19 protein-coding genes are annotated in these 21,735 nt (G+C 38.1%); 12 read left to right on the top strand and 7 right to left on the bottom strand.

The genetic code is table 11. The features are described from left to right. Positions 1-93: 93 nt before the first annotated feature. The 6 genes from serB to ACFOSX_RS12105 all read right to left on the bottom strand — a co-directional run bounded on the left by serB (position 94) and on the right by ACFOSX_RS12105 (position 6,427). On the bottom strand, positions 94-1,317 hold the full coding sequence (serB, locus tag ACFOSX_RS12130) for a phosphoserine phosphatase SerB (RefSeq protein WP_386101435.1): 1,224 nt from the start codon (positions 1,315-1,317) through the stop codon (positions 94-96). Between the two features lie 90 nt (positions 1,318-1,407). After that, positions 1,408-1,893, bottom strand: coding sequence for an ABC transporter ATPase (locus ACFOSX_RS12125; RefSeq protein ID WP_386101432.1), 486 nt, complete (start codon positions 1,891-1,893; stop codon positions 1,408-1,410). A 207-nt stretch (positions 1,894-2,100) separates the two neighbouring features. Beyond that, positions 2,101-2,886: a (Fe-S)-binding protein gene (locus ACFOSX_RS12120; protein WP_386101429.1), complete on the bottom strand. Its 786-nt coding sequence runs from the start codon at positions 2,884-2,886 to the stop codon at positions 2,101-2,103. Between the two features lie 78 nt (positions 2,887-2,964). Continuing rightward, positions 2,965-4,281 (bottom strand): 4Fe-4S dicluster domain-containing protein, encoded by a 1,317-nt coding sequence (locus ACFOSX_RS12115; RefSeq protein ID WP_386101426.1) that lies wholly within the window; start codon positions 4,279-4,281, stop codon positions 2,965-2,967. A gap of 13 nt (positions 4,282-4,294) precedes the next feature. Then, positions 4,295-5,251, bottom strand: a complete 957-nt coding sequence (locus ACFOSX_RS12110) for an MlaD family protein (protein WP_386101423.1) — start codon at positions 5,249-5,251, stop codon at positions 4,295-4,297. 54 nt (positions 5,252-5,305) lie between these two features. Then, entirely contained in the window at positions 5,306-6,427 is a 1,122-nt protein-coding gene (locus tag ACFOSX_RS12105) for an N-acetylmuramoyl-L-alanine amidase family protein (protein WP_386101420.1), read from the bottom strand. A gap of 107 nt (positions 6,428-6,534) precedes the next feature. Here ACFOSX_RS12105 and ACFOSX_RS12100 point away from each other — a divergent pair, with 107 nt between their 5' ends. From ACFOSX_RS12100 to ACFOSX_RS12070, 7 genes are all read left to right on the top strand, one after another. Continuing rightward, positions 6,535-9,324: a putative LPS assembly protein LptD gene (locus tag ACFOSX_RS12100; RefSeq protein WP_386101417.1), complete on the top strand. Its 2,790-nt coding sequence runs from the start codon at positions 6,535-6,537 to the stop codon at positions 9,322-9,324. Positions 9,325-9,464: 140 nt separating this feature from the next. Beyond that, positions 9,465-9,848, top strand: coding sequence for a RidA family protein (locus tag ACFOSX_RS12095; RefSeq protein WP_386101414.1), 384 nt, complete (start codon positions 9,465-9,467; stop codon positions 9,846-9,848). Between the two features lie 151 nt (positions 9,849-9,999). After that, positions 10,000-10,446 (top strand): hypothetical protein, encoded by a 447-nt coding sequence (locus ACFOSX_RS12090; protein WP_386101411.1) that lies wholly within the window; start codon positions 10,000-10,002, stop codon positions 10,444-10,446. A gap of 117 nt (positions 10,447-10,563) precedes the next feature. Continuing rightward, positions 10,564-11,334 carry a TIGR02757 family protein gene (locus ACFOSX_RS12085; RefSeq protein WP_386101408.1) on the top strand — a complete coding sequence of 257 codons (771 nt, stop codon included), beginning with the start codon at positions 10,564-10,566 and terminating at the stop codon, positions 11,332-11,334. A 48-nt stretch (positions 11,335-11,382) separates the two neighbouring features. Further along, positions 11,383-11,832: a VOC family protein gene (locus ACFOSX_RS12080; RefSeq protein ID WP_386101405.1), complete on the top strand. Its 450-nt coding sequence runs from the start codon at positions 11,383-11,385 to the stop codon at positions 11,830-11,832. A 26-nt stretch (positions 11,833-11,858) separates the two neighbouring features. Further along, complete coding sequence (locus tag ACFOSX_RS12075) at positions 11,859-13,346, top strand: S10 family peptidase (RefSeq protein WP_386101402.1); 1,488 nt, start codon at positions 11,859-11,861, stop codon at positions 13,344-13,346. 300 nt (positions 13,347-13,646) lie between these two features. Next, the gene (locus ACFOSX_RS12070; RefSeq protein ID WP_386101399.1) at positions 13,647-13,946 is read left to right on the top strand and encodes a GIY-YIG nuclease family protein; all 300 of its coding nucleotides are present in this window, start codon (positions 13,647-13,649) and stop codon (positions 13,944-13,946) included. 371 nt (positions 13,947-14,317) lie between these two features. Here ACFOSX_RS12070 and ACFOSX_RS12065 read toward each other — a convergent pair whose 3' ends face one another. Further along, entirely contained in the window at positions 14,318-16,207 is a 1,890-nt protein-coding gene (locus tag ACFOSX_RS12065; protein ID WP_386101396.1) for a M61 family metallopeptidase, read from the bottom strand. Between the two features lie 109 nt (positions 16,208-16,316). Between ACFOSX_RS12065 and ACFOSX_RS12060 the strand changes: the two genes are divergently transcribed. The 5 genes from ACFOSX_RS12060 (at position 16,317) to ACFOSX_RS12040 (ending at position 21,732) form a co-directional block, all read left to right on the top strand. Then, complete coding sequence (locus tag ACFOSX_RS12060; protein ID WP_386101393.1) at positions 16,317-16,994, top strand: ankyrin repeat domain-containing protein; 678 nt, start codon at positions 16,317-16,319, stop codon at positions 16,992-16,994. Further along, entirely contained in the window at positions 16,994-17,998 is a 1,005-nt protein-coding gene (locus ACFOSX_RS12055; protein ID WP_386101974.1) for a glycosyltransferase family 2 protein, read from the top strand. The genes ACFOSX_RS12060 and ACFOSX_RS12055 overlap by 1 nt, the downstream gene beginning before the upstream one ends. Positions 17,999-18,224: 226 nt before the next feature. After that, positions 18,225-20,147 (top strand): BatA domain-containing protein, encoded by a 1,923-nt coding sequence (locus ACFOSX_RS12050; RefSeq protein ID WP_386101390.1) that lies wholly within the window; start codon positions 18,225-18,227, stop codon positions 20,145-20,147. Beyond that, the gene (locus ACFOSX_RS12045) at positions 20,144-21,400 is read left to right on the top strand and encodes a dihydroorotase (RefSeq protein WP_386101387.1); all 1,257 of its coding nucleotides are present in this window, start codon (positions 20,144-20,146) and stop codon (positions 21,398-21,400) included. Before ACFOSX_RS12050 ends, ACFOSX_RS12045 begins: the two co-directional genes overlap by 4 nt. Next, on the top strand, positions 21,400-21,732 hold the full coding sequence (locus ACFOSX_RS12040) for a DUF4870 domain-containing protein (RefSeq protein ID WP_386101384.1): 333 nt from the start codon (positions 21,400-21,402) through the stop codon (positions 21,730-21,732). Before ACFOSX_RS12045 ends, ACFOSX_RS12040 begins: the two co-directional genes overlap by 1 nt. Positions 21,733-21,735 lie beyond the last annotated feature (3 nt).

The following is a 21,735-nucleotide window of genomic DNA, read 5'->3' as shown; positions in this document are numbered from 1 at the left end:
CAAAATAGCATAAGTGGTTTGAAGATTAAAGGACTTTATGAGGGATTTATGAAGACTTTAATTAACAAGCGCTCAATAAAAAACTCAATGTGCTCAATCCACCAAATCGATGTGCCTATCATGATAGCCCAACAAATAGAGCACCCCATCTAAATCGACGTTAGAAATAGAACTTTGGGCTGAATCCCTAACTTTTGGCTTGGCGTGATAAGCAATACCTAAGCCTGCCAAATTCAGCATTGGCATATCATTAGCGCCGTCACCAACCGCAATGGTTTGTCCAATATCTAAACCAAGCTCATCGGCTAGTGCCTGTAAATGTTCTGCTTTTTTCTGGCCATCCACAATGTCACCGATATAATTTCCAGTTAGCACGCCATCCTTAATTTCAAGCGTATTGGCGTGTACATAATCGATATCCAATTTTTCTTTGAGATAATTCCCAAAATAGGTAAACCCACCTGATAATATTGCTGTTTTGAATCCATAACTATGCAACGTATCGATAAGTCGTCTCGCACCTTTAGTTATAGGTAAATTTTCTGCGACGTTTTGTAATTCGGATTCTGGAAGTCCCTTGAGTAATTTCATTCGGCGTTTAAAGCTTTCATTGAAATCAATTTCCCCTTGCATGGCTGATTCTGTAATAGCCTTTACTTCTTCTCCAACCCCAGCCAATTCAGCCAACTCGTCTATGACTTCAGTTTGAATTAATGTTGAATCCATATCAAAACATACCAAGCGTCGGTTACGTCTGAAGATACTATCCTCCTGAAAAGCAATATCCACATCTAGGCGTTTTGAAACTTGCATAAACTGTTCTGTAAGTTCAGCCTTGTCCTCAATTTTTCCTCTAATAGACAATTGAATGGAAGCACGAGGCATAGTATCCGTTTTTACCAATGACGTCCTACCTGTCAAGCGCTTAATAGAATCGATATTAAGATTTCTATCAGAGAGAATTTTTGTAACCTCAGAAATCTGTTCGGCCGCTAGTTTCTTGCCAAGAATGGTCACAATGTAACGGTCTTTACCTTGAAGTGTTACCCAATGCTCGTAATCCTCAAGGGTAATTGGACTGAACTTCGCTGTGATGCCCAATTCATAACTCTTAAACAATAAATCCTTAAGAACACCAGCAGATTTTTTACCGGCCTTAATTTCGAAAAGAATACCCAAAGACAAGGTGTCGTGAATATTTGCTTGACCAATATCCAATACTTTGGCGCCGTATTCCGCCAAAACACCTGTAAGAGTCGAGGTTAAACCTGGTTTATCTTGTCCTGAAATGTTGAGTAGAAAAATGTCCGTTGCCATAGTGCAGTAAAAATGGCTATTTCAAATTAGAAATGAAAGTAAAGATGAGTGTGATATTCTTAAAAATATATGGCTACTATTGAAAAATCTCTATTTCAAAAAGCGATTATGCCAACTTTCACTGGCAGGCACTTCCCAGTTCTCCTTAAATTCTGCAATGTTAGTCACCAAATTATTAAATACGATGGTATTTTTAGATACTGCTTTTTGCTTTGCCATCTTTTTAAAATCCATCAATGGCTTGTAGGCAATGAACTCACCTTGTTTGTAAGATACGTTCATTTTGTCCATTAAATCGACGTTATAGTCTTGCTCAAGTTGCTGAATAAATCGAACTGAAGCATCGATGGAACAGCCTGTAGCCATATTCAAATTTTGATTTAAGGCAATCACTATAAAGCGCTTATAAACAAACTTATAACCAGCTTGTAAATCTTGACCATGTGCTGTCCAAGCTTCTAAAAATACTTTTAGTTTGTCTTCAATTTCTGAAATTTCTTCAGGCGAAAACGAACGGTTGGCTTGGTATATCCAAACTCGGGATTCTTCGGGTAACGTATCAAAATCTACGAACATAAATCAATCTTCAGTTTTATTCTTGTTAAAGTAGTAATAGCGTAAGGCTCCAGTTCCCGCAAAGAACAAAAACCAGAGTGGTGCATAAACCCAGTTTATTTGGCCATTTTTAAAATAGGTCAACACCAAAAGCAAAGCAGTGAATATTAGTCCGTTCCTAAGAGCGGTCTGCAACATCTTAGAATCCAAGAAGTCTAAATTTAATGGTTACTGGTCTTGCGCTATCAACTCCGCCACATCCAAAACTTGAATGCTTCCCTCCTTTTCTTTGGCTTTAACGCCATCGGTCATCATGGTATTGCAATATGGACAACCCGTTGCAATGATATCAGGCGTGGTTTCCAAGGCTTGCTCAGTTCGCAAAACATTTACGTCTTTATCCCCTTTTTCAGGTTCTTTAAACATTTGTGCGCCACCTGCACCACAACACATGGCAAAGTTTTTATTCTTCTTCATCTCCACCAAATTGGCATTGGTGTTTTGAAGTACGGTTCTTGGTGCATCATATTCGCTATTAGCACGACCTAAATAACAAGGGTCATGAAACGTAATACGTTTGCCTTTAAAAGTATCGCCTTTAACTGAAAGTCTACCGTTATCGATTAGCTCCTTGATGAATTGTGTATGGTGTAAAACCTCATAATTACCACCAAGTCCAGGGTATTCGTTTTTAATACAGTTGAAAGAATGTGGATCGCAAGTGACAATACGCTTAATTTCGTAAGCATTCAATACCTCAATATTCATCATGGCTTGCATCTGAAACAAGAATTCGTTCCCCGCACGCTTAGCCACATCGCCCGTATTGCTTTCTTCGGCACCCAATACGGCAAAATCAACACCTGCATTATTCAACAGCTTTACAAAAGCCTTTGAGATCTTCTTTGCTCTATCATCATAGCTTCCGGCTGAACCAACCCAGAAAAGTATTTCGGGTTGTTTGCCTTCGGCCATAAAGTCTGCCATGGTTGGCACTTTCAATTCTTCGCTCATAATCGTTACTTCAAAGTTTATGGTTCTAAGTTCAAAGCTGATTTTTCACAAACCTTGAACTTGAACTTTGAATTTGTATTATTCCTTAGCCCAATTCAAACGGTCTTGTTGGTTATAAGGCCAAGGCGCACCGTTGTTTTCTATATTGGTCATCATATTGTTCAATTCCATTGGCGCTGCACTTTCTTCCATCACCAAGTAACGACGCATATCCATGATAATAGACAATGGATCGATACTCACCGGACAAGCCTCAACACAAGCGTTACACGTGGTACAGGCCCATAATTCCTCATGCGTTATGTAATCACCTAAGAGTTGTTTTCCGTCAGACACATATTCACCTTTATTGGCGTCAATGTTTTTCCCGACTTCTTCCAAACGGTCTCTCGTATCCATCATTATTTTTCGTGGGGAGAGTTTCTTTCCTGTTTGGTTGGCAGGACATTCGCTTGTACAACGCCCGCATTCAGTACAGGTATAAGCATTCAATAATTGTATGCGAGATAAATCCATCACATCACTAGCACCAAATTTTACAGGGACTTCGTCATCACCAGCATCTTCAGCAGGTGTTGCAAATGGATCTGCATTGGGGTCCATCATTAGCTTAACTTCTTTAGTGACGGCTTTCAAATTGTTGAATTGCCCTTTTGGCGTCACACGACCATAAAATACATTCGGGAAGGCTAAAATGATATGTAAGTGCTTCGAAAAGTATAGATAGTTTAAGAAAATCAGGATACCGACAATATGCAACCACCATGCGGTGCGTTCTATGGAATGTAAGGTGCCTTCAGACAAACCTGAAAACCAAGAAGCGATATGTCCACTGACTACATTACCAGAATCCATAGTTTGAAATGGAACATCGGTAGCATTCATAATTAGAAAAAGGCACATTAAGACAACTTCAAAATATAGAATAATATTACCGTCACTTTTAGGCCATCCTTTGAGGTCGTTACTAATAAAGCGACGAATATTCATGATGTTTCTGCGCGTCCAAAACAATATAACCGATACCAAAACAAGTACCGCCAATACCTCAAACGAACCGATTAAAAAACCGTAAACTGAATCTGGCAACACTTTAGTAAACACACGATGTGTTCCGAATAAGCCATCGATTATAATTTCTAAAACTTCGAGATTTATAATGATAAAACCAATGTAAACAATAACGTGTAATGCACCAGCAATGGGACGTTTAACCATTTTGCTTTGACCAAGCGCGATTTGAACAACGTTTTTCCAACGTTCTGATTTATTATCACTGGCATCAACTTCGTTACCGAGCTTAATGTTTCTAATAAGTTTCTTTACATTTTTTGAAAAGTAACCAATGCCCAAAATCAAGACAATGGCAAAAAGTATGTTAGGGATATATTCCATAGTTTAGGATGGACTAGTCGTCTTTATTGTTGTTGATTTGTTCCTCTGTCGGAGGCTCATAAGGAATTTCTCGCTTAGAAAGAATTCTTCTATAACGTGCCGGATGTAATTTGATATCCAACAGCAATAATTCCAGTTCTTTTGAAGCACCTTCGAGGTTATTGTAAAGCTTGTCATCATTGAGTAATTTACTCATTGAGCCGTCACCATTTTTAAAGTCGTTCATCAGGCTATTGACATTGTCCAAAGTCTTATCTAATCTCGCAACAGTCTCATCAATTTTAACATCCTTTAAACCATCAGTAATGCTTGTGAGGTCTTTACTTGCCGCATCAAAATTTTCTAAAATAGACGCTACTTTAGAATCGTTTTGTTTTACAACATCTTGAATGGAAAACGATAAACTTCGGAACGACGTCAGCGTTTTATTCAATTCGCTAATAGTCGTTTTTAGTCCAGCTTCCGTATCATCATTCAATAGGCTGTTAAGACTTATCATCAATGTATCAGCCGAACGCAAGGTTTTGTCCAGATTTGTACTCAACCCTGTGAAGTTTTCTTTTAAGGACGAAACCAAGCCTGGCTGAATTTCAGACTCAATAAAATCACCCGCTTTTGCTACTTCGCCTTCATATGAATCTATAATGGCTAAGGCGTTACCACCCATGATGCCTGTTTCGTACAATCTGATTTTACTTGTTTTTGAAAATTCGAGTCGTGGGTCAACTGAAAATGAAACACGGGTTTTTCCGGTTTCGAAATCATATTTAATGTCTTCAACTTTACCTACATTATTTCCTTTAATTGTCACTGGTGACGAGCTGGATAGTGCATTGTAGTCGAATTCTGTAAAGAAATTACGTTCGTCTTTAAAGAGGTTTCTTCCCTTTAAAAAATTAAACATAAAAACAAGTAGGAGAACGCCAGCTATAACAAGAATGGCAGTTTTAATTTCTCTGGATAGTTTCAAGGTCGATTTGCTTTGTTCAAAAACAAAATTAGCAATTTAATTGACAAGCTAGTGCTATTTTGAAGCAGATTTTAAAGCCTCTTCTACGCTGATTTGCTTTCCGTCTTTAAAGGCAACGATAAAGCAGGATGAGTAGCCTTTTAGCGCAGCGGTATTCTTCATTTCTTTTATTAATCCATAATCTGAAGTTGCACCATGGTAATATTTATAGAGATTACCCACTTTAGTTCTAGAAATGTCCGATAAGCCTTTAAAGTTATAGCCTTTGGGCTCTAGAGCACGAGAACTCGCCGCAATCTGGACTTTAAATGTCACGCCAGGGACTATTTTCTCATCACGCTCTGGCAATGCGATGGGGTCTTCAAGTTTATCATCTAAAATGAAGGAGTCGCCTACGTTTTGGTCTAATTCTTTTTTGTACTCTAAAATGGCGTCTTCAATCTGCTTTGCAATTTTGACTTGCCCTGATTTTGAATTAAGATAAGCGCCTTCTTTTTTATTTGTTATGAAACCTGTTTCTACCAAAACACTAGGCATATATGTGTTATGCAAAACCCATAGGCTAAGTTGTTTTAGACCTCTACTTTTACGCTTGAGCTTTTTTGAAAAGTTATCTTCAATCTTTCTCGCTAAGATTATGCTTTGTTCAACATATACTTCTTGCTCAATACCAATTGCTATTGTAGATTCAGGTGAGCTTGGGTCAAATCCAGCGTAGTTCTTTTCATAATTATCCTCTAGAAAAATCACTTCATTTTCAGCTTTTGCAATTGCTAAATTCCTGTCAGTATTCTTTGCACCCAACACATAGGTTTCAGTTCCATAGGCCTGAGTGTGATGTGCATTACAGTGAATGGAAACAAATAAATCCGCATCAGCTTTGTTTGCTATAGCCGCACGTTCATGTAACTCTAAAAACTTATCAGTCTTTCTGGTATAAATTACTTTAAAATCAGGATTCTTTTCTAAGGCTTTACCTAGCTCCAAAACAACTTTTAAAGCAATGGTTTTTTCCTTATACCCATTTTTAGTTGGTCGTCCTGGATCTTTTCCACCATGGCCTGCGTCTAACACGACCACAAATTTATCGTCATTCTGGGCATGAGAAGATGTTAAACCTATGATAAATAAAAAGGCTAGAAATACTATGGAATGTTTATACGTCGTTTGCATCATTGTTTAACGGACATTGTAAGCGGATTATTATTAGTTTTTAAAGGCAAAACCACAATTTCTGAGATTAATACGTTTATTAAATCATCAACAAAAAAATATATGTAATTTTGGCGTTTCAAAAACCGAGCCATACTTTAGCAAAAATACATTTAAAAGGTTTGCGCAACAACAGTCTCCAGATACTTTTCGCCCTTAGTTTTACAGTGCTTATCAACACTTTGGGCTTTGCGCAAGAGCTTCCAGCAAAAAAGCCGGTTATAAAACCAGACACCCCAAAAGATACCACGGTGGTGAAGGTTGATTCTTTGTTAAAACCACCCGTAAATATCAAAGAGATTGATACAGTAAAAACGGATAGCATTCAGAAAAAAGGATTGTTGACTGATCGGGTTAAATATGATGCTTTGGGTTATGTTTCCTTACAAGCCAAAAAGAACCGGATTGTACTTTATGACAAGGCCAAAGTGAAATATCAGGATATGGATATTGAAGCGGGCATTATTGTCATTGATAACAACACTAATCTAATATATGCTGGCCGCTTGAAGGATTCCACAGGTTATTCTCAAGCACCAGTTTTTATTCAGGGCGCCAATAAGGTGGAGCCCGACTCTATCATATTTAATTCGGATACCCGAAAAGCCCTAATTTATAATTCCCGTACCGAAGATTCCGGTATGAACATTTTTGCCCCAGTAACTAAGCGCGAAAATGACTCTGTCATCTTTATGCAAAAAGCACGTTTTACTACCGCGGAAGATTTGGATGACCCCGAATATCAATTTATATCAGAAAAAATTAAACTGGTGCCAGGGAAAAAGATTGTAGTTGGCCCTACCTATATGGAAATTTATGGCGTCCCTACCCCTATTGCCTTACCGTTTGCTTATTTCCCTTTGAGCAAAGATCAAACGTCTGGAGTGATTTTCCCAACCTTTGGTGAGGATACCGGAAATGACCGTGGTTATTTTGTTCAGAATGGAGGGTACTATTTTGCCATTAGTGATTATTTTGATTTAGCGGTTCTTGGTGACTATTACACCAATGGCAGTTATGGATTTAGAGCTGAAAGCAATTATGCAGTGCGCTATCGTTTTAGCGGTAACTTTAGTTTTAGATATGAGAATTTATTGAATAGCGAACGTGGTTTCCCCGACTTTGCACAGAATAAAATATACAACATAAGATGGTCTCATGCGCAAGATGGCAAAGCCAATCCGAGTTCGCGTTTCTCTGCTTCGGTAAACTTAGGAAGTAGCCAATACTATCAGCAATCCATTAATCAGTTAAACCAGTCTAATTTCTTGAATAATACCTTAGCCTCTTCGGTGTCTTATTCTAAAAGTTTTCAGGGTGAACCGCAAGTCAATTTAAATTTAGCGGCAACACATCGACAAAACACTCAAACCGAAAGCATTGATTTAACCTTGCCAACACTTCAAGCTTCTGTGAGTCGAATTTATCCTTTCGCACCAAAAACAGGTACCAAGAAAGGGATTATTCAGAATATCAACTTACAATATAATTCCAGAGCGGAATACCGTATTAGTACAACGGATTCATTGTTCGGAAAAAGCGAAATGTTTGAAGACGCCTTGGCTGGCATGCAACATAACATTCCAATCGCAACCAACTTTAAGGTGTTCGATTATTTTAGTGTTACTGCAAGTAGTTCCTTTCAGGAAACATGGACTCTAAATACTATAAATCGATTTTTCGATACAGTTAATGAAGAAGTTGTGACAGAAGATGTCAAAGGCTTTGATGCGTTTAGAACGTACAATTTTAGTACAAGTGTTGGAACAACGCTTTATGGTATGTTCGATTTCACCAAAGGCGGCAAAAAAGACCCAAGAATTCAGAAAATTAGGCATGTTGTGCGTCCTAGCTTAAGCTATACGGTGACACCAGCTTTTGATCAGTATTACGAAACATTTGATATTATTGATGCGGATGGTACTACATCGGATCAAGTGGAATTCACCCGTTTTCAAAATGGCTTGTTTGGAGCACCTGGCAATCGGTATTCCAGTTCCATAGGGTTTGGTTTGGGTAATAATATTGAAGCCAAACTTAGACCGAAGGATTCTACGGACGTCAATGCTGAGCCGAAAAAAATCATTCTTATCAATAACCTTAATTTTTCTACGGCCTACGATTTGGCTGCCGACAGTCTCAATTTCGCTCCTGTTAGAATGAGCGGTGGCACACAGATTCTCAATAACAAAATGAGTATCAACTTTGGTGCAACTTTAGATCCTTATGCCTTAGACCGAAATAACAATAAAATCAATACCTTTAATATTAATAATGGCGGTAGTCTGTTCAGATTAACATCCGCTAATATGAATATTTCATATACGCTAAACAATGAAAGCTTTAGTGGCAAAGACCCTTCCGACCTCAATGATAATGCTTTGGACGAATCCTTACGTTCTGGTGGACGAGCTGATGATTTATTTGGAAAGCCTCAAGATTTTTCTAATCAGATTATAAGCAATAATGTAGGACGGACTGACGAGGAGAAGAAGAATGAGAAAAGCGAATTGTACAACTATACTATTCCATGGTCCGTTCGCCTAGCGTATGCCGTAAACTATAGCAATACGCGTAGAGATGATCGTATTTCTTCTCATTCCTTAATGTTTTCTGGAGATATTGAATTATCGCCTAAATGGTCTGTTGGCGGTTCTTCGGGCTATGATTTTCTAAATCGTGGATTTACATATACACAATTGCGTTTTGAGCGCGACCTTCTTAGTTGGCGTATGAATTTTAGCTGGATACCTTTTAGTGATCGTTCTTCATGGAATTTCTTTATCGGTATAAAATCAAACTTCCTGAAGGATTTAAAATACGAACAACGTCGTCAGCCGGATAGGCGTTTGGGAAATTAATTTTTAGTGTTTAGTCTAAAGTGTAGAGTCAGTAGTTTATAGATAGTGTTCTCCTTGAAACTCGGTGTTGAATCAGCGCGTCTCCGTATAAAAGTTTTCTAGAAAGTTTCCGTAATTTTGAATTACTAAATCTTACAATCTTGAAAAAAATAATCAACACCTCCAAAGCCCCTGCTCCTATCGGGCCTTACAATCAAGCTGTTTTATCTGGTAATACCTTGTACACTTCAGGGCAAATTGCATTGCATCCTGAAACCATGGAATTGGTAATAGACGACATTACTTCTGAAACCAAACAAGTCATGGAAAACATGAAAGCCGTTTTAGCCGAGGCCGATATGACTTTTGAAAACGTCATTAAAACTTCCATCTTTATTAGTGATATGGAAAACTTCGGAGCCATCAACGCCGTTTATGGCCAATATTTTGACGAAGCCACTGCACCAGCCCGTGAAACAGTGGAAGTTGCCAATCTTCCTAAGTATGTGAATGTGGAGATTAGTATGATTGCGGTAAAGTCATAAATTCTTTCGCGTTTTAAACGATATTCCAGGGCGTTTAAAAAAGGACTTTCATATAAAATATTTCATTTTTTTAAAATCTAAGGTAGGGTAAACCAGAATTAAGTTGTCTTACTTATAGAAACACCGAAATATTCGGAATAAATTAAAAACAATGAAAACTATAGCATTTGCACTTATAACCCTTTTTGCCCTAAACCTAAGTTACGCACAAGCTGAATCAAAACCACAAGAAGACAACCGCGCCTCATATTACGAAAAGCGCGCACAAGAAGATGCTAAATTTGAACAGCAGTTTACATCTGAAGACGCCGAACGTGAAGAAGCGTTTTGGGAATCGCAACGCGAATACGAAAAAGACTTAAAAAAGCGCGACCGCAAAGCCTACAGAGCTTATATGCGAGGTAAAAAAGATGCTTACAGAGAACATTACGCACGCTGTGATGCGCATTGCCATCACAACGCCAATTATTACCATCATGCGTCATTTTACTATTATGGCTACCGTAATTACTATTACGAACGCTACCCAAGACGTTCATCTACCATAAATACTAGAGTGCGAATTGGAACACCACGTGTACGCATAGGTATTCTATAAATATTTACTCATAATTTTGAGTTAGTTTAGTTAGTTGATTAGTTAAAAAACCGCTTTATTGAAAGCGGTTTTTTTGATGTAATATAAGCCGTAATTTAGCACTTCAATCCCAATGATTTGAAACTCAAAAAAGCAGAACTCCAAACCTTTCTCGACGAGAAAGTTGAGCTATACAACAACCCTAAGTTTATTGATTCGGACCCAATCCAAGTGCCACATCAATTTACAAAAAAAGAGGATGTAGAAATAGCCGGATTTTTAAGCGCTACTATTGCTTGGGGCAATCGCAAGAGTATTATCAACAATGCCAAGCGCATGATGCAGTTGTTAGATGAAACGCCCTATGATTTCATAATGAATCATCACGCTTCTGATTTAGAAAAATTATCACCTTTTGTACACCGCACGTTTAATGGCTATGATTTTATTCAGTTCGTTAAAAGCTTAAAGCATATTTATCAAAATCACGGTGGACTTGAAGCTGTGTTTTCCAACTATGCTGAAGCAAATTCGCTTCAAACGAGCATTCACCAATTGAAAAAGCACTTTTTTGAAGGCGAGCATTTGGCCCGTACTCAAAAGCACATTTCGGACCCTTTAAAAAATTCTTCGGCAAAACGGATTAACATGTTTTTGCGCTGGATGGTCCGCAATGACAATCGTGGTGTGGACTTTGGAATTTGGCAAAGCCTCTCGCCTAGTCAACTCAGTTGTCCTTTGGATGTGCATTCAGGTAACGTCGCCCGCAAATTGGGTCTTCTTAAGCGTAAACAAAACGATGGCAAAGCTTTAGTTGAATTAGACGAAGCTCTACGAAAACTTGACCTCAGCGACCCAGTAAAGTATGATTTTGCGCTTTTTGGGCTTGGTGTGTTTGAAGGGTTTTGAATTCTTACGTACCTTTAAAGCTAACTATCTTTTTAATCTCAATATAAAATGATAAAAGGGCTCTACGAAACCCACTTATTTGTAGAAAATCTGGACCGTTCTATAGATTTTTATTCTAATGTTTTGGGCTTAGAGCTATGCCGAACTAATGATGACCGCCCTGTTGCCTTTTTTTGGATTGGAAAACCAAAACAACAGATGCTTGGCTTGTGGGAAAAGCCTAAGAAGGAAATTGATATACGCCATTTTGCTTTTGACTGTGAACCAGACTGGATTTTAAATGAATCTGTCAATTTTCTCAAAAGTCATAAGCTGGCTTGTAGAAATTTCCTTAATGATGGCACAGAAAGACCAATGGTTTTTGCCTGGATGCCTGCCATAGCTATTTACTTTAATGATCCTGACGGCCATGATTTAGAGTTTATTGGTATACTTGATGGAAAACCACAACCCGAAAAAGGTGTTCTCTCCTATGATGATTGGAAAGCACTGCAATAAAGTAAAATTTAAAACGCAATTTAAACATGAAAATCAATCTATTTGTTATCGCTCTACTAGTTAGTGCAGTTGGTAATTCACAAATGCTTCAAACCCCAACAGACACAGCTTATGTGACCAATCATAACGTCCGCATTAGAGGTCAATCAGTCGACTATCGTGCGGAAACCGGATTTCAACCCGTGTGGAATACAGAAGGCGAAGTCGTTGCTTCACTCTATTATACGTATTACAAGCGCACCAATGTAAGCAAAGGAAATGAGCGCCCCTTGATTGTATCATTTAATGGTGGCCCAGGTTCAGCTTCCGTTTGGATGCATGTGGCTTACACAGGACCAAAAATCTTAAAAATTGATTCTGAAGGCTATCCCGTGCAACCCTACGGCATAAAAGACAATCCGAATTCTATTTTAGACGTTGCCGATATTGTTTTTGTAAATCCTGTAAATACGGGCTATTCCAGAAAAGTAAAAAAGATGAATGGCGAGTATGAAGATGATAAAACTTTCTTTGGAATAAATGCTGACATCAGATACTTGGCGGGTTGGATTAATACGTTTGTCACTCGTCAAAACCGATGGGAATCCCCAAAGTATATTATTGGTGAAAGTTACGGTGGTACTCGTGTTATGGGCTTGGCTTTAGAATTGCAGAACAGCCAATGGATGTATCTCAATGGTGTAATCATGGTTTCGCCTGCGGATTACAAAGTATTGCGTGTTGGAGGGCCTGTGTCGTCTAGCTTGAACTTACCATATTTCACGGCTACTGCCTGGTATCATAAAATGTTACCGGCAGACCTTCAGAATAAAGATTTATTAGAAATTCTCCCCGAAGCGGAGGAGTTTGCAATTAATAAATTGATTCCAGCCATAGCAAAAGGAGGATTTATTTCTGACGCAGAACGAAAAGCCATTGCAAAACGATACAGCTATTATTCTGGTCTATCCGAAAAAGTGATTTTACAGCAAAATCTTGATGTGCCCAACCGTTTCTTCTGGAAAGAACTATTAAGAGACAAAACTGGGCAAACTGTTGGACGATTAGATTCTAGATACTTGGGCATAGACAAGGTAGAGACAGGCACCAGTCCTGATTACAGTGCTGAATTAACGTCTTGGTTACATTCGTTTACGCCAGCCATTAATTATTACATTCAAAACGAATTAGGTTTTAAAACCGACGTGAAGTATAATGTGTTTGGTAATGTTGGGCGCTGGGATAATTCCAACGATAATGTCCGTGATGATTTGCGTCAAGCTATGGCACAAAATCCCTATTTAAAAGTGCTGACGCAGTCGGGATACTATGATGGCGCTACTACCTATTTCAGCGGAAAATACAATCAGTGGCAAATCGACCCGAGTGGCAAGCTGAAAGACCGTATGTATTTTAAAGGCTATCGCAGTGGTCACATGATGTATTTGCGTAATGAAGACCTCATTAAAGCCAATGATGATTTGCGGGAGTTTATCAAGAATTCTTTGGCTAATGGGAAGTCGGCGAAGTATTAGGTCATGTCGAACGGATGTGAGACATCACACAAGATTTTTCTTTTCGTATCCAGTTTAGGATGAAGTTTAATGACTAAGTATGATGAGATTTCTCACTGTGTTCGAAATGACCAAAAGATGACTTAGTCATATCGAGCGAACGTGAGATATCGCACATGCTGGATTTTATGAACTATCGTAAAAAATGTATGTAATGACTTAAATGATGAGATTTCTCACTGTGTTCGAAATGACAAAATATGCCACTATATTTGACGCAGATTAATTTAGCGAAGGTGAGATATCACAATAGAAATTGTTATGCTCTATAACCATTTTGTCTATATAACAACAAATGAATACCGAACGACATTATACATCGGTGTAACCAACAATATTCAAAAGCGTCTAGAACAGCATCAATTTGATAGTCTAAATGCTAAAAAAACATTTGCTGGAAAGTATAATTGCATCTACCTTGTTTATTACGAAGGATTTGAATCGCCGAAGGATGCCATCAACAGAGAAAAGGAATTGAAAAAATGGCGAAGAGAAAAGAAGAACAATTTGATTAGAAGTTTTAATCCCAAAATGGAAACACTTAATCATCAAGTAATTTAGTATATGAGATTTCTCTCTATTTTCGAAATGACCAAATGATGACTTAATCATATATAACAAAGGTGAGATATCACACTAGATTCTTCGCTTCTTATGCAGTTTAGAATAGAATTTATTGACTAAGAATGATGTGGTTTCTCTCTGCGTTCGAAATGACCAAAAGATGACTTAGTCATATCGAATGGATATGAGGTATCACAAAAGCATTTTGGCATCATAGTATTTTTTTGTTTAAATGAAATGGTACAGAGTGATGTGATTTCTCACTGCGTTCGAAATGACACATAAAAAAAGAGACTTCAAACGAAGTCTCTTTTCTTATACGTATTCAAACTAAACCTTGAACACTAAACTTTGAATATTAAATTCTGTTACCCTTTCAACCATGCATTACGCAATTCAATCTGCTCCGCTGTAGCATTTGGGTCTTCCAATAAACCATTAGAAACTGCGATTGCTTTAGTGAGAGTGCCTTTTAAATCAATAGTTTCATCTCCACGTTGAATTTTCATTTCAAATTCTTGACCAGCTTGCCAGCCGAACATACCTCCAATAACTTCTTGGGCGTTCTGCAAGGTCAATTCCTTACCATTTACGGTCTTAACTACATCACCAGCCTGAATACCCTGAGATTTCCAAAACGAATTCTTCAAAGCCATATCCGTAAAGAAAATGCCTTTTTCTGGGTCACCACTGAAAATAATATTCTGTCCACCTGCAAAAATATAATTGGTTTCTACTTCAGCCTCGCCATTTTTCAATCCTACCATAGCAAAAAACTCTTCGTAGTTGATTGGCACGTCACCAACAACATGTGTATTTAAGAATTCACCAACGCTTGGATAGGTCATTTCCGTTATTTCTGCAATGAGCTTGTCATCTTCAAACGGTTTGTCTTTTCCGTATTTGGCCGATAATTCTTTCATCAAAGACAGCATGCTTCTATTACCATCGCTTTCTTTTCGCATTAAAATATCAATACACATCCCAATTAAAGCACCTTTCATGTAAACGTTGTAATACTGGTCTGCATAAGGTTCTTTCAAAACATTTTCACTCATCACGGTAAAGCTCATGGCATCATCTAAATTCTTAGAGGTCGCAATCTTTTGCATAATTACGCCATAGAATTCCTGTGGCTCAATCAAACCTTCAAACACCTGAAAATGCTGTGCGAAGTATTCTGTAACCCCTTCATACATCCAAAGATGCTTAGAGAATGTTGGGTTAGCATAGTCGAAATAATGAACGTCTTCAGAGTGAACAGACAATGGCGTTACAATATGAAAAAACTCATGTGCCACTACATCAATCATGGATTTTGCCAAGCCTTCTCTTGAAGATGCTTCAGGTAAAACAACTACCGTTGACGTATGATGTTCCAAAGCGCCATAGCCTTTAGGAGAAGTTTCAGCACCGTCTGATAAATACAAGTAAATATCATATCGTGGTGTAGTATTGACATCACCTAAGTAGGCCTTTTGCGCTTTCATCATATCGAACATTGTCTGCTTTAAACTTTCTGCTGAATGCGTTTGGTTTGGTGAGTAAACGCTCAACACAATTTTAATATCGCCGACCATGAATTCTTCAACATCGAGTTTCCCATACATCATCGGGTTATCGGTGATATCAAAATAACGCTGTGCGAAATAGCTTGTCGTAGCCGTTTGACCATCTTCAGAGGTTGTTGTACCTCTATCTTCAAGAGCAGAAGTTCTTACAAAATCTGCTGGTGCTGTTACATTAAGGGCGTACTGATTGTTCTTTAGAGAATCAAAATAGCCGATAAAACCGTGTAGATTTAATACGTAATTATTTTCTTCAATATTTGTTCCAGCCGGAGAGAACGGATTTTCACCACCGATACCTCCAGAAGTTTCAGTATCGAACGTATCATTCACATAATACTCAATTCTATCTAAATCCGATGCATTAGAAATGGTCCACGTATTTTTGTCTACAGACACTGTGGTCAAAGCATTGCCATTATAATCATAAGCTTTAAAATCTTCGACATACTTCCCGAAATCACTTACAGAGTACGTCCCCTGAACAACCTTAGGAATACGATAGGTTACCGTCTCTTGGGTAAAACGCCCAGGATTAATCACCACAGGAACACGGTCATTATCGACCTTTGTTAAGTCCATTGAGGTTACAATTGGATTGTTTGGGGCAGAATCATCCACCTTAGGTTTTGTTGGCCCACAAGCCGAAATTAATACGGCAATACTTGCCAGTGCAACTAATCTTTTCATTTTTTGAATTTGAATTAAGTGCGACAAATCTACAATTCTACGTAGCTTAGAGCATCAAGAAATTGTTAAAATCTTGATGTATCTTCGTGTAAAATTAAATTTCAAAATAATGAATTTCCTTCATGCTATATTATTAGTATTGGTTGCGCCTTCTTTCTTATTTTCACAAGGGACTTGTAGCAAAAAGTTGCAGTCTTCCGCAAAAATGGGTGACTTAGACCAACTAAAACATCTAATTACATCTAAGGAAAGCATCAATTGTATTGGTGAATGGGAACAAACATTACTAATGAAAGCCATTCAAAACAATCGTAATGATATTGCGCACTATTTAATTAACAATGGTGCTGATATTTTTAAAGTAGATGATGAAGGGAGCGATGCTTTATTTAAAACAGCTTATTACGGTATGGTTGAGGTGGCGAAACTTCTGATAGAAAAAGGTGCCAACGTTAACCAAAAAGGTTATTTGGGTATGACGCCATTAATGATGGCTTCTAATAGGGAGCAATTGAAGCTCATGGAACTACTTTTATCACATAGTGCTAATATCAACAGCCAAAGCAATTCTGGATATACTGCCCTTATGTACGCCTCTAACCCAACAACCGTAACTTATTTGCTGAATCAAGGTATTGATAGTTCACTAAAAAATTCACAAGGTGAAGATGCGCTTGCTTATTTTAAGTCTGAATTAAAACGCTTTGAGGACTATGGTTCCGAAGACATGAAAATGAAAACGAGAGCGATTATTAAAATAATCGAAAACAGGAATAATAAGAAGTGATAGAAAATCCGGTTAGCATTCTCACTCCTTTCAAAAACTCGGAAAACTACTTGGCCGAATGTCTAGACAGTATTCTGAATCAGACCTACCAGAATTGGGAACTTCTCATTGTCGACGACCATTCTACGGACAATTCTTATGATTTAGTAAAATCCTACGCCGAGAAAGACACGAGAATTAAACTGTTTAAAAATGAAGGCTCTGGAATTATCGAAGCCTTACGTTTGGCTTTTTCGCAGTCCTGTGGAAGTTTTATAACGCGCATGGACAGTGATGATATTATGTCTGAAAACAAATTGGAAGTCATGGTAAACCAACTTGAAGCTCATGGCAAAAATCATGTGGCTTTAGGCTTGGTAAAATATTTTAGTGAAACGGGTATCAGCGATGGCTATGCCAAATACGAAGCGTGGCTCAATCGATTGACCAAAACCGGAAGCAATTATTCCGAAATCTACAAAGAATGTGTGATTGCCTCTCCCTGTTGGATGCTTTACCGTAAGGATTTAATCGCTTGCGGTGCTTTTGAACCCAATGATTATCCAGAGGATTACGACCTCACCTTTCGGTTTTACGAAGCGGGTTACACCTGTATTCCATCAAACGAACTTCTGCATTATTGGCGGGATTATAGTAAACGAACATCGCGCACCCACGAGCATTATGCGCAGAATTATTTCCTAGACATTAAATTAAAATACTTTTTAAAGCTCGATTATGACGCTAACAGACCCTTAACCATTTGGGGCGCCGGCTACAAAGGAAAAACCATCGCCAAGGCTTTGGCAGAAAACAATATTCTATTTCACTGGATTTGCGACAATCCAAAGAAAATAGGAAAAGATATCTACGGACAATTACTTCAACCATTTAAAGTACTTAAAACCATTGAAAATCCTCAAACCATTGTTACAGTTGCTAACGCTGATGAACAAAAGGCGATTGTCGAATATTTTAAGAGTTTGGAAATGCAACCGATGATGGATTATTTTTTCTTTTGCTAGGGAGTCCCTCCTTCCCGAAGCGTCGGGACTCCCCAAAGGGGAGGAATTTTTACTCATGAGTAATAACCCCTCAGTATAAATTATTTATCGTATTAGTGAATCCCGAAGCGTCGGGAGTGAAATTATCGCCTTCTCACATTACTTAACAATTTGTGAAAATCCATGCAATTCGTGTGGACTTTATCTATATTTACCCAACAAAGCCACTAAAACCTAAACCACAGGAATGCAGTTTAAACATCCGGAACTTCTTTGGGCCTTACTCCTACTGCTCATTCCTATTATCATTCATTTATTCCAGTTACGCCGTTTTCAGAAGGTCGCTTTTACCAATGTGAAGTTTCTTCAAAATGTGGTACAACAAACCCGAAAGAGCTCCCAGATTAAAAAGTGGTTGATTCTGTTTACACGTTTGTTTCTTTTAGCATGTTTGGTCTTAGCGTTTGCACAAACTTATACGTCGAATTCTGAATCATTTAAAACCAAGAATGAAACCGTTATTTATTTAGACAATTCCTACTCCATGCAAGCGAAAGGGCCTAATGGCAGTCTGATGAATGATGCGGTTCAGAGCCTGATTTCCAGCTTGCCGAGTGATGAAAAATTTACACTTTTTACCAACGATTCCGAATTTAAAAACACTACCACAAAAACGGCAAATAATGCTTTGGTGACTTTGAAGTATTCAACGAAACAGTTGCCCTATGACGCAGTAATGTTGAAAGGGAAGCAATACTTTTCAAACGATGTTTCGACCTTGAAGAATTTTGTGGTGGTATCCGATTTTCAACAGCAAGACCGTCCGCTTGAGTTTGAAAAAGATAGCACGATTCAACTTCGATTGGTGCAATTAAAACCGAATGACATCCCAAATATCAGCATCGATTCGGTGTACGTCAATAAAGTGGAACAAGGGAATTTGGAATTAAAAGTCATGCTTCAAAACACAGGAAACTCGAGTGATAACAGCTCCATCTCCTTATATGATGGCGAAGAATTATTGGCAAAGACTGCCGTAAACCTTAATGAATCTGACGAAGCAACCTTCACTATTCCTGAAAACAAGACCATTAACGGACGATTAACCGTAGATGATAACGCACTTCAATACGACAATACCTTTTATTTCAACATCAATCAAAAAGATAAAATTAAAGTCTTAGCGATTAATGAAGCTAATGGCGATTTCCTATCCAACCTCTACACCGATGACGAATTCGAGTTTGAAGGGCTCCCACCAAACAATGTGAATTACAATCGTTTTTCTGAACAAAATCTTATTATTCTGAATGGCTTAAAACGTATCAACAATGCTTTAAATACGTCACTTTTAAGCTTTATGAATGACGGCGGAAATGTATTGATTATTCCTTCAAGCGAAAGTGATTTAACATCATATAATCAACTACTTAACCGTTTAAAATTATCTACGTTCGAATCAACTGAAAGTCCTGAAAAGCGCATCACAACCATCAACTACGACCATCCTTTAATTTCGAATACGTTTTCGAGTAGAGTGGATAATTTTCAATACCCGAAAGTCACTAAAAGTTTTAAGTTTAGTTCGTCTTCAAATTCGGTATACAATTATGATGATGGGACGTCATTTTTGAAAGGCAACAATGGTGTTTATGCGTTTTCTGCTGGTATAGATGATGCCAATAGTAATTTTAAAAATTCGCCATTGATTGTTCCTATTCTTTATAATTTAGGAAAGCAGAGTTTAGAATTGTCGGAATTGTACTATACTGTCGGTGCTTCAAATTCGGTAGATGTCAACGTGCAACTGGGACAGGATGATATTTTATCTTTGGAAAAAGATGGTGAATCTGGTATTCCATTGCAACAGACCTTCAGTAAAAAAGTAAATTTAAAACTAGAGGATTTCCCAGAAACGGCGGGTATTTGGCAAGTTAAAAACAAGTCGAATACCCTCCAGAACATCAGTTTTAATTACAACCGCGACGAAAGCAATCTCGCCTATTACACGCTCAATTCTACAGGCGATTACGACATCAGCACGGCGTTAGATTCTGCGATTGCCGACATAAAAAGTCAGACAAATGTTAATGAGCTATGGAAATGGTTTGTTATTTTTGCCCTGATATTTCTGCTAACAGAAATGCTCATTTTAAAATATCTTAAATGAACGCACTCCTAAAATCTGCAACAATAGTTGATTCTAAAAGTGATTTCCATAATTCTGTTGTAGATATTTTAATTGAAAAAGGAACGATTTCCAAGATTTCAAAACGTATTTCCAATCCTAACAATTATCAAGAAATTAAGCTAGACAATCTGCATGTATCGCAGGGCTGGTTTGATTCTTCAGTGTCTTTTGGGGAACCTGGATTTGAAGAGCGCGAAACGATTTCCAACGGTTTAAAAACAGCTTCAAAATCTGGGTTTACTGCGGTAGCTATAAATGCCAACACTAACCCGGTTGTTGATTCCTACGCTGATATTTCATTGATAAAATCGAAGTCTGAAGGCTTTTTAACGAAAGCTTTACCAATCGGTGCGCTAACCATGAAAGGCAACGGCGAAGATTTGGCTGAGCTTTATGACATGCATAATGCAGGAGCAGTAGGTTTTTACGATTACCAATGCCCGATTACCAATCCCAACCTCATGAAGATTGCTTTGCTTTACGCCAGTAATTTTGATGGGCTTGTGTTTTCATTTCCTCAGGAATCGAAAATTTCAGGATTAGGAGTGATGAACGAAAATATCAACAGCACACGACTCGGCTTAAAAGGAAATCCAGCTTTAGCAGAAGAACTTCAGATAGCGCGCGATTTATACATTTTAGAATATACCGGTGGAAAATTACATATCCCAACCATTTCTACTGCTGGTTCTGTAGAATTAATCAAATCCGCCAAAGCCAAGGGTTTGGATGTGACCTGCTCTGTAGCCATTCATAATTTGGTCTTGACGGACGATATGCTTGAAGATTTCAACACCAACTACAAAGTCTTACCGCCATTACGAACACAAAAAGATACAGACGCTCTAATTGCAGGACTTAAAGACGGTACAATCGATATGGTCACAACAGACCACAACCCTATTGACCAAGAACATAAAAAGGTAGAATTTGACCATGCATTGTATGGCACCATTGGTTTAGAATCTGCTTTTGGTGCGCTTCAAACGGTCTTTACGACTAAGAAAAGTGTTCAGTTATTGACGCAGGGCAAAACACGATTTGGTTTGACCAATAATCATATTGCAGAGGGTTCAAAAGCAGACTTATCGCTTTTTAATCCTGAAGGTTCTTCCGAATTTTTACTAGAGGATATTCATTCCAAATCCAAAAATTCAGCTTTTTTAGGACAAGAACTCAAAGGAAAGGTCTACGGTACAATCGCCAACAACACTATAGAACTGAACTCATAATGACAGAAAACGACATCAGCGAAGGCAAAACCTATGCGTTTGTGGCCTATCTCACACTCATTGGTACCTTGGTAGCTTTTTTTATGAATCAAGAAAAACGTAATCCGTTTACCTCATTTCACGTCAGGCAAGCTTTGGGCTTATGGTTACTTTATATGATTTTAGGCTATGTCGTAGGTGGTTTTGATTCTTGGATGCTAACGATGTCTTTCTGGATATTTTTTTCTGTACTTTTTATCTACGGCATTGTCGGTGCATTGCAAGGCAAACTTAATAGCGTTCCGCTTGTTGGACCGTTTTTTCAGAACTTGTTTAAATCTATCGGACAATAATTT

Source organism: Winogradskyella maritima (genome assembly GCF_042650215.1).
Lineage (GTDB): Bacteria > Bacteroidota > Bacteroidia > Flavobacteriales > Flavobacteriaceae > Winogradskyella > Winogradskyella maritima.
The sequence above is the reverse complement of the archived record's forward strand: the minus strand, read 5'-3'. Positions and strand labels throughout refer to the sequence as shown.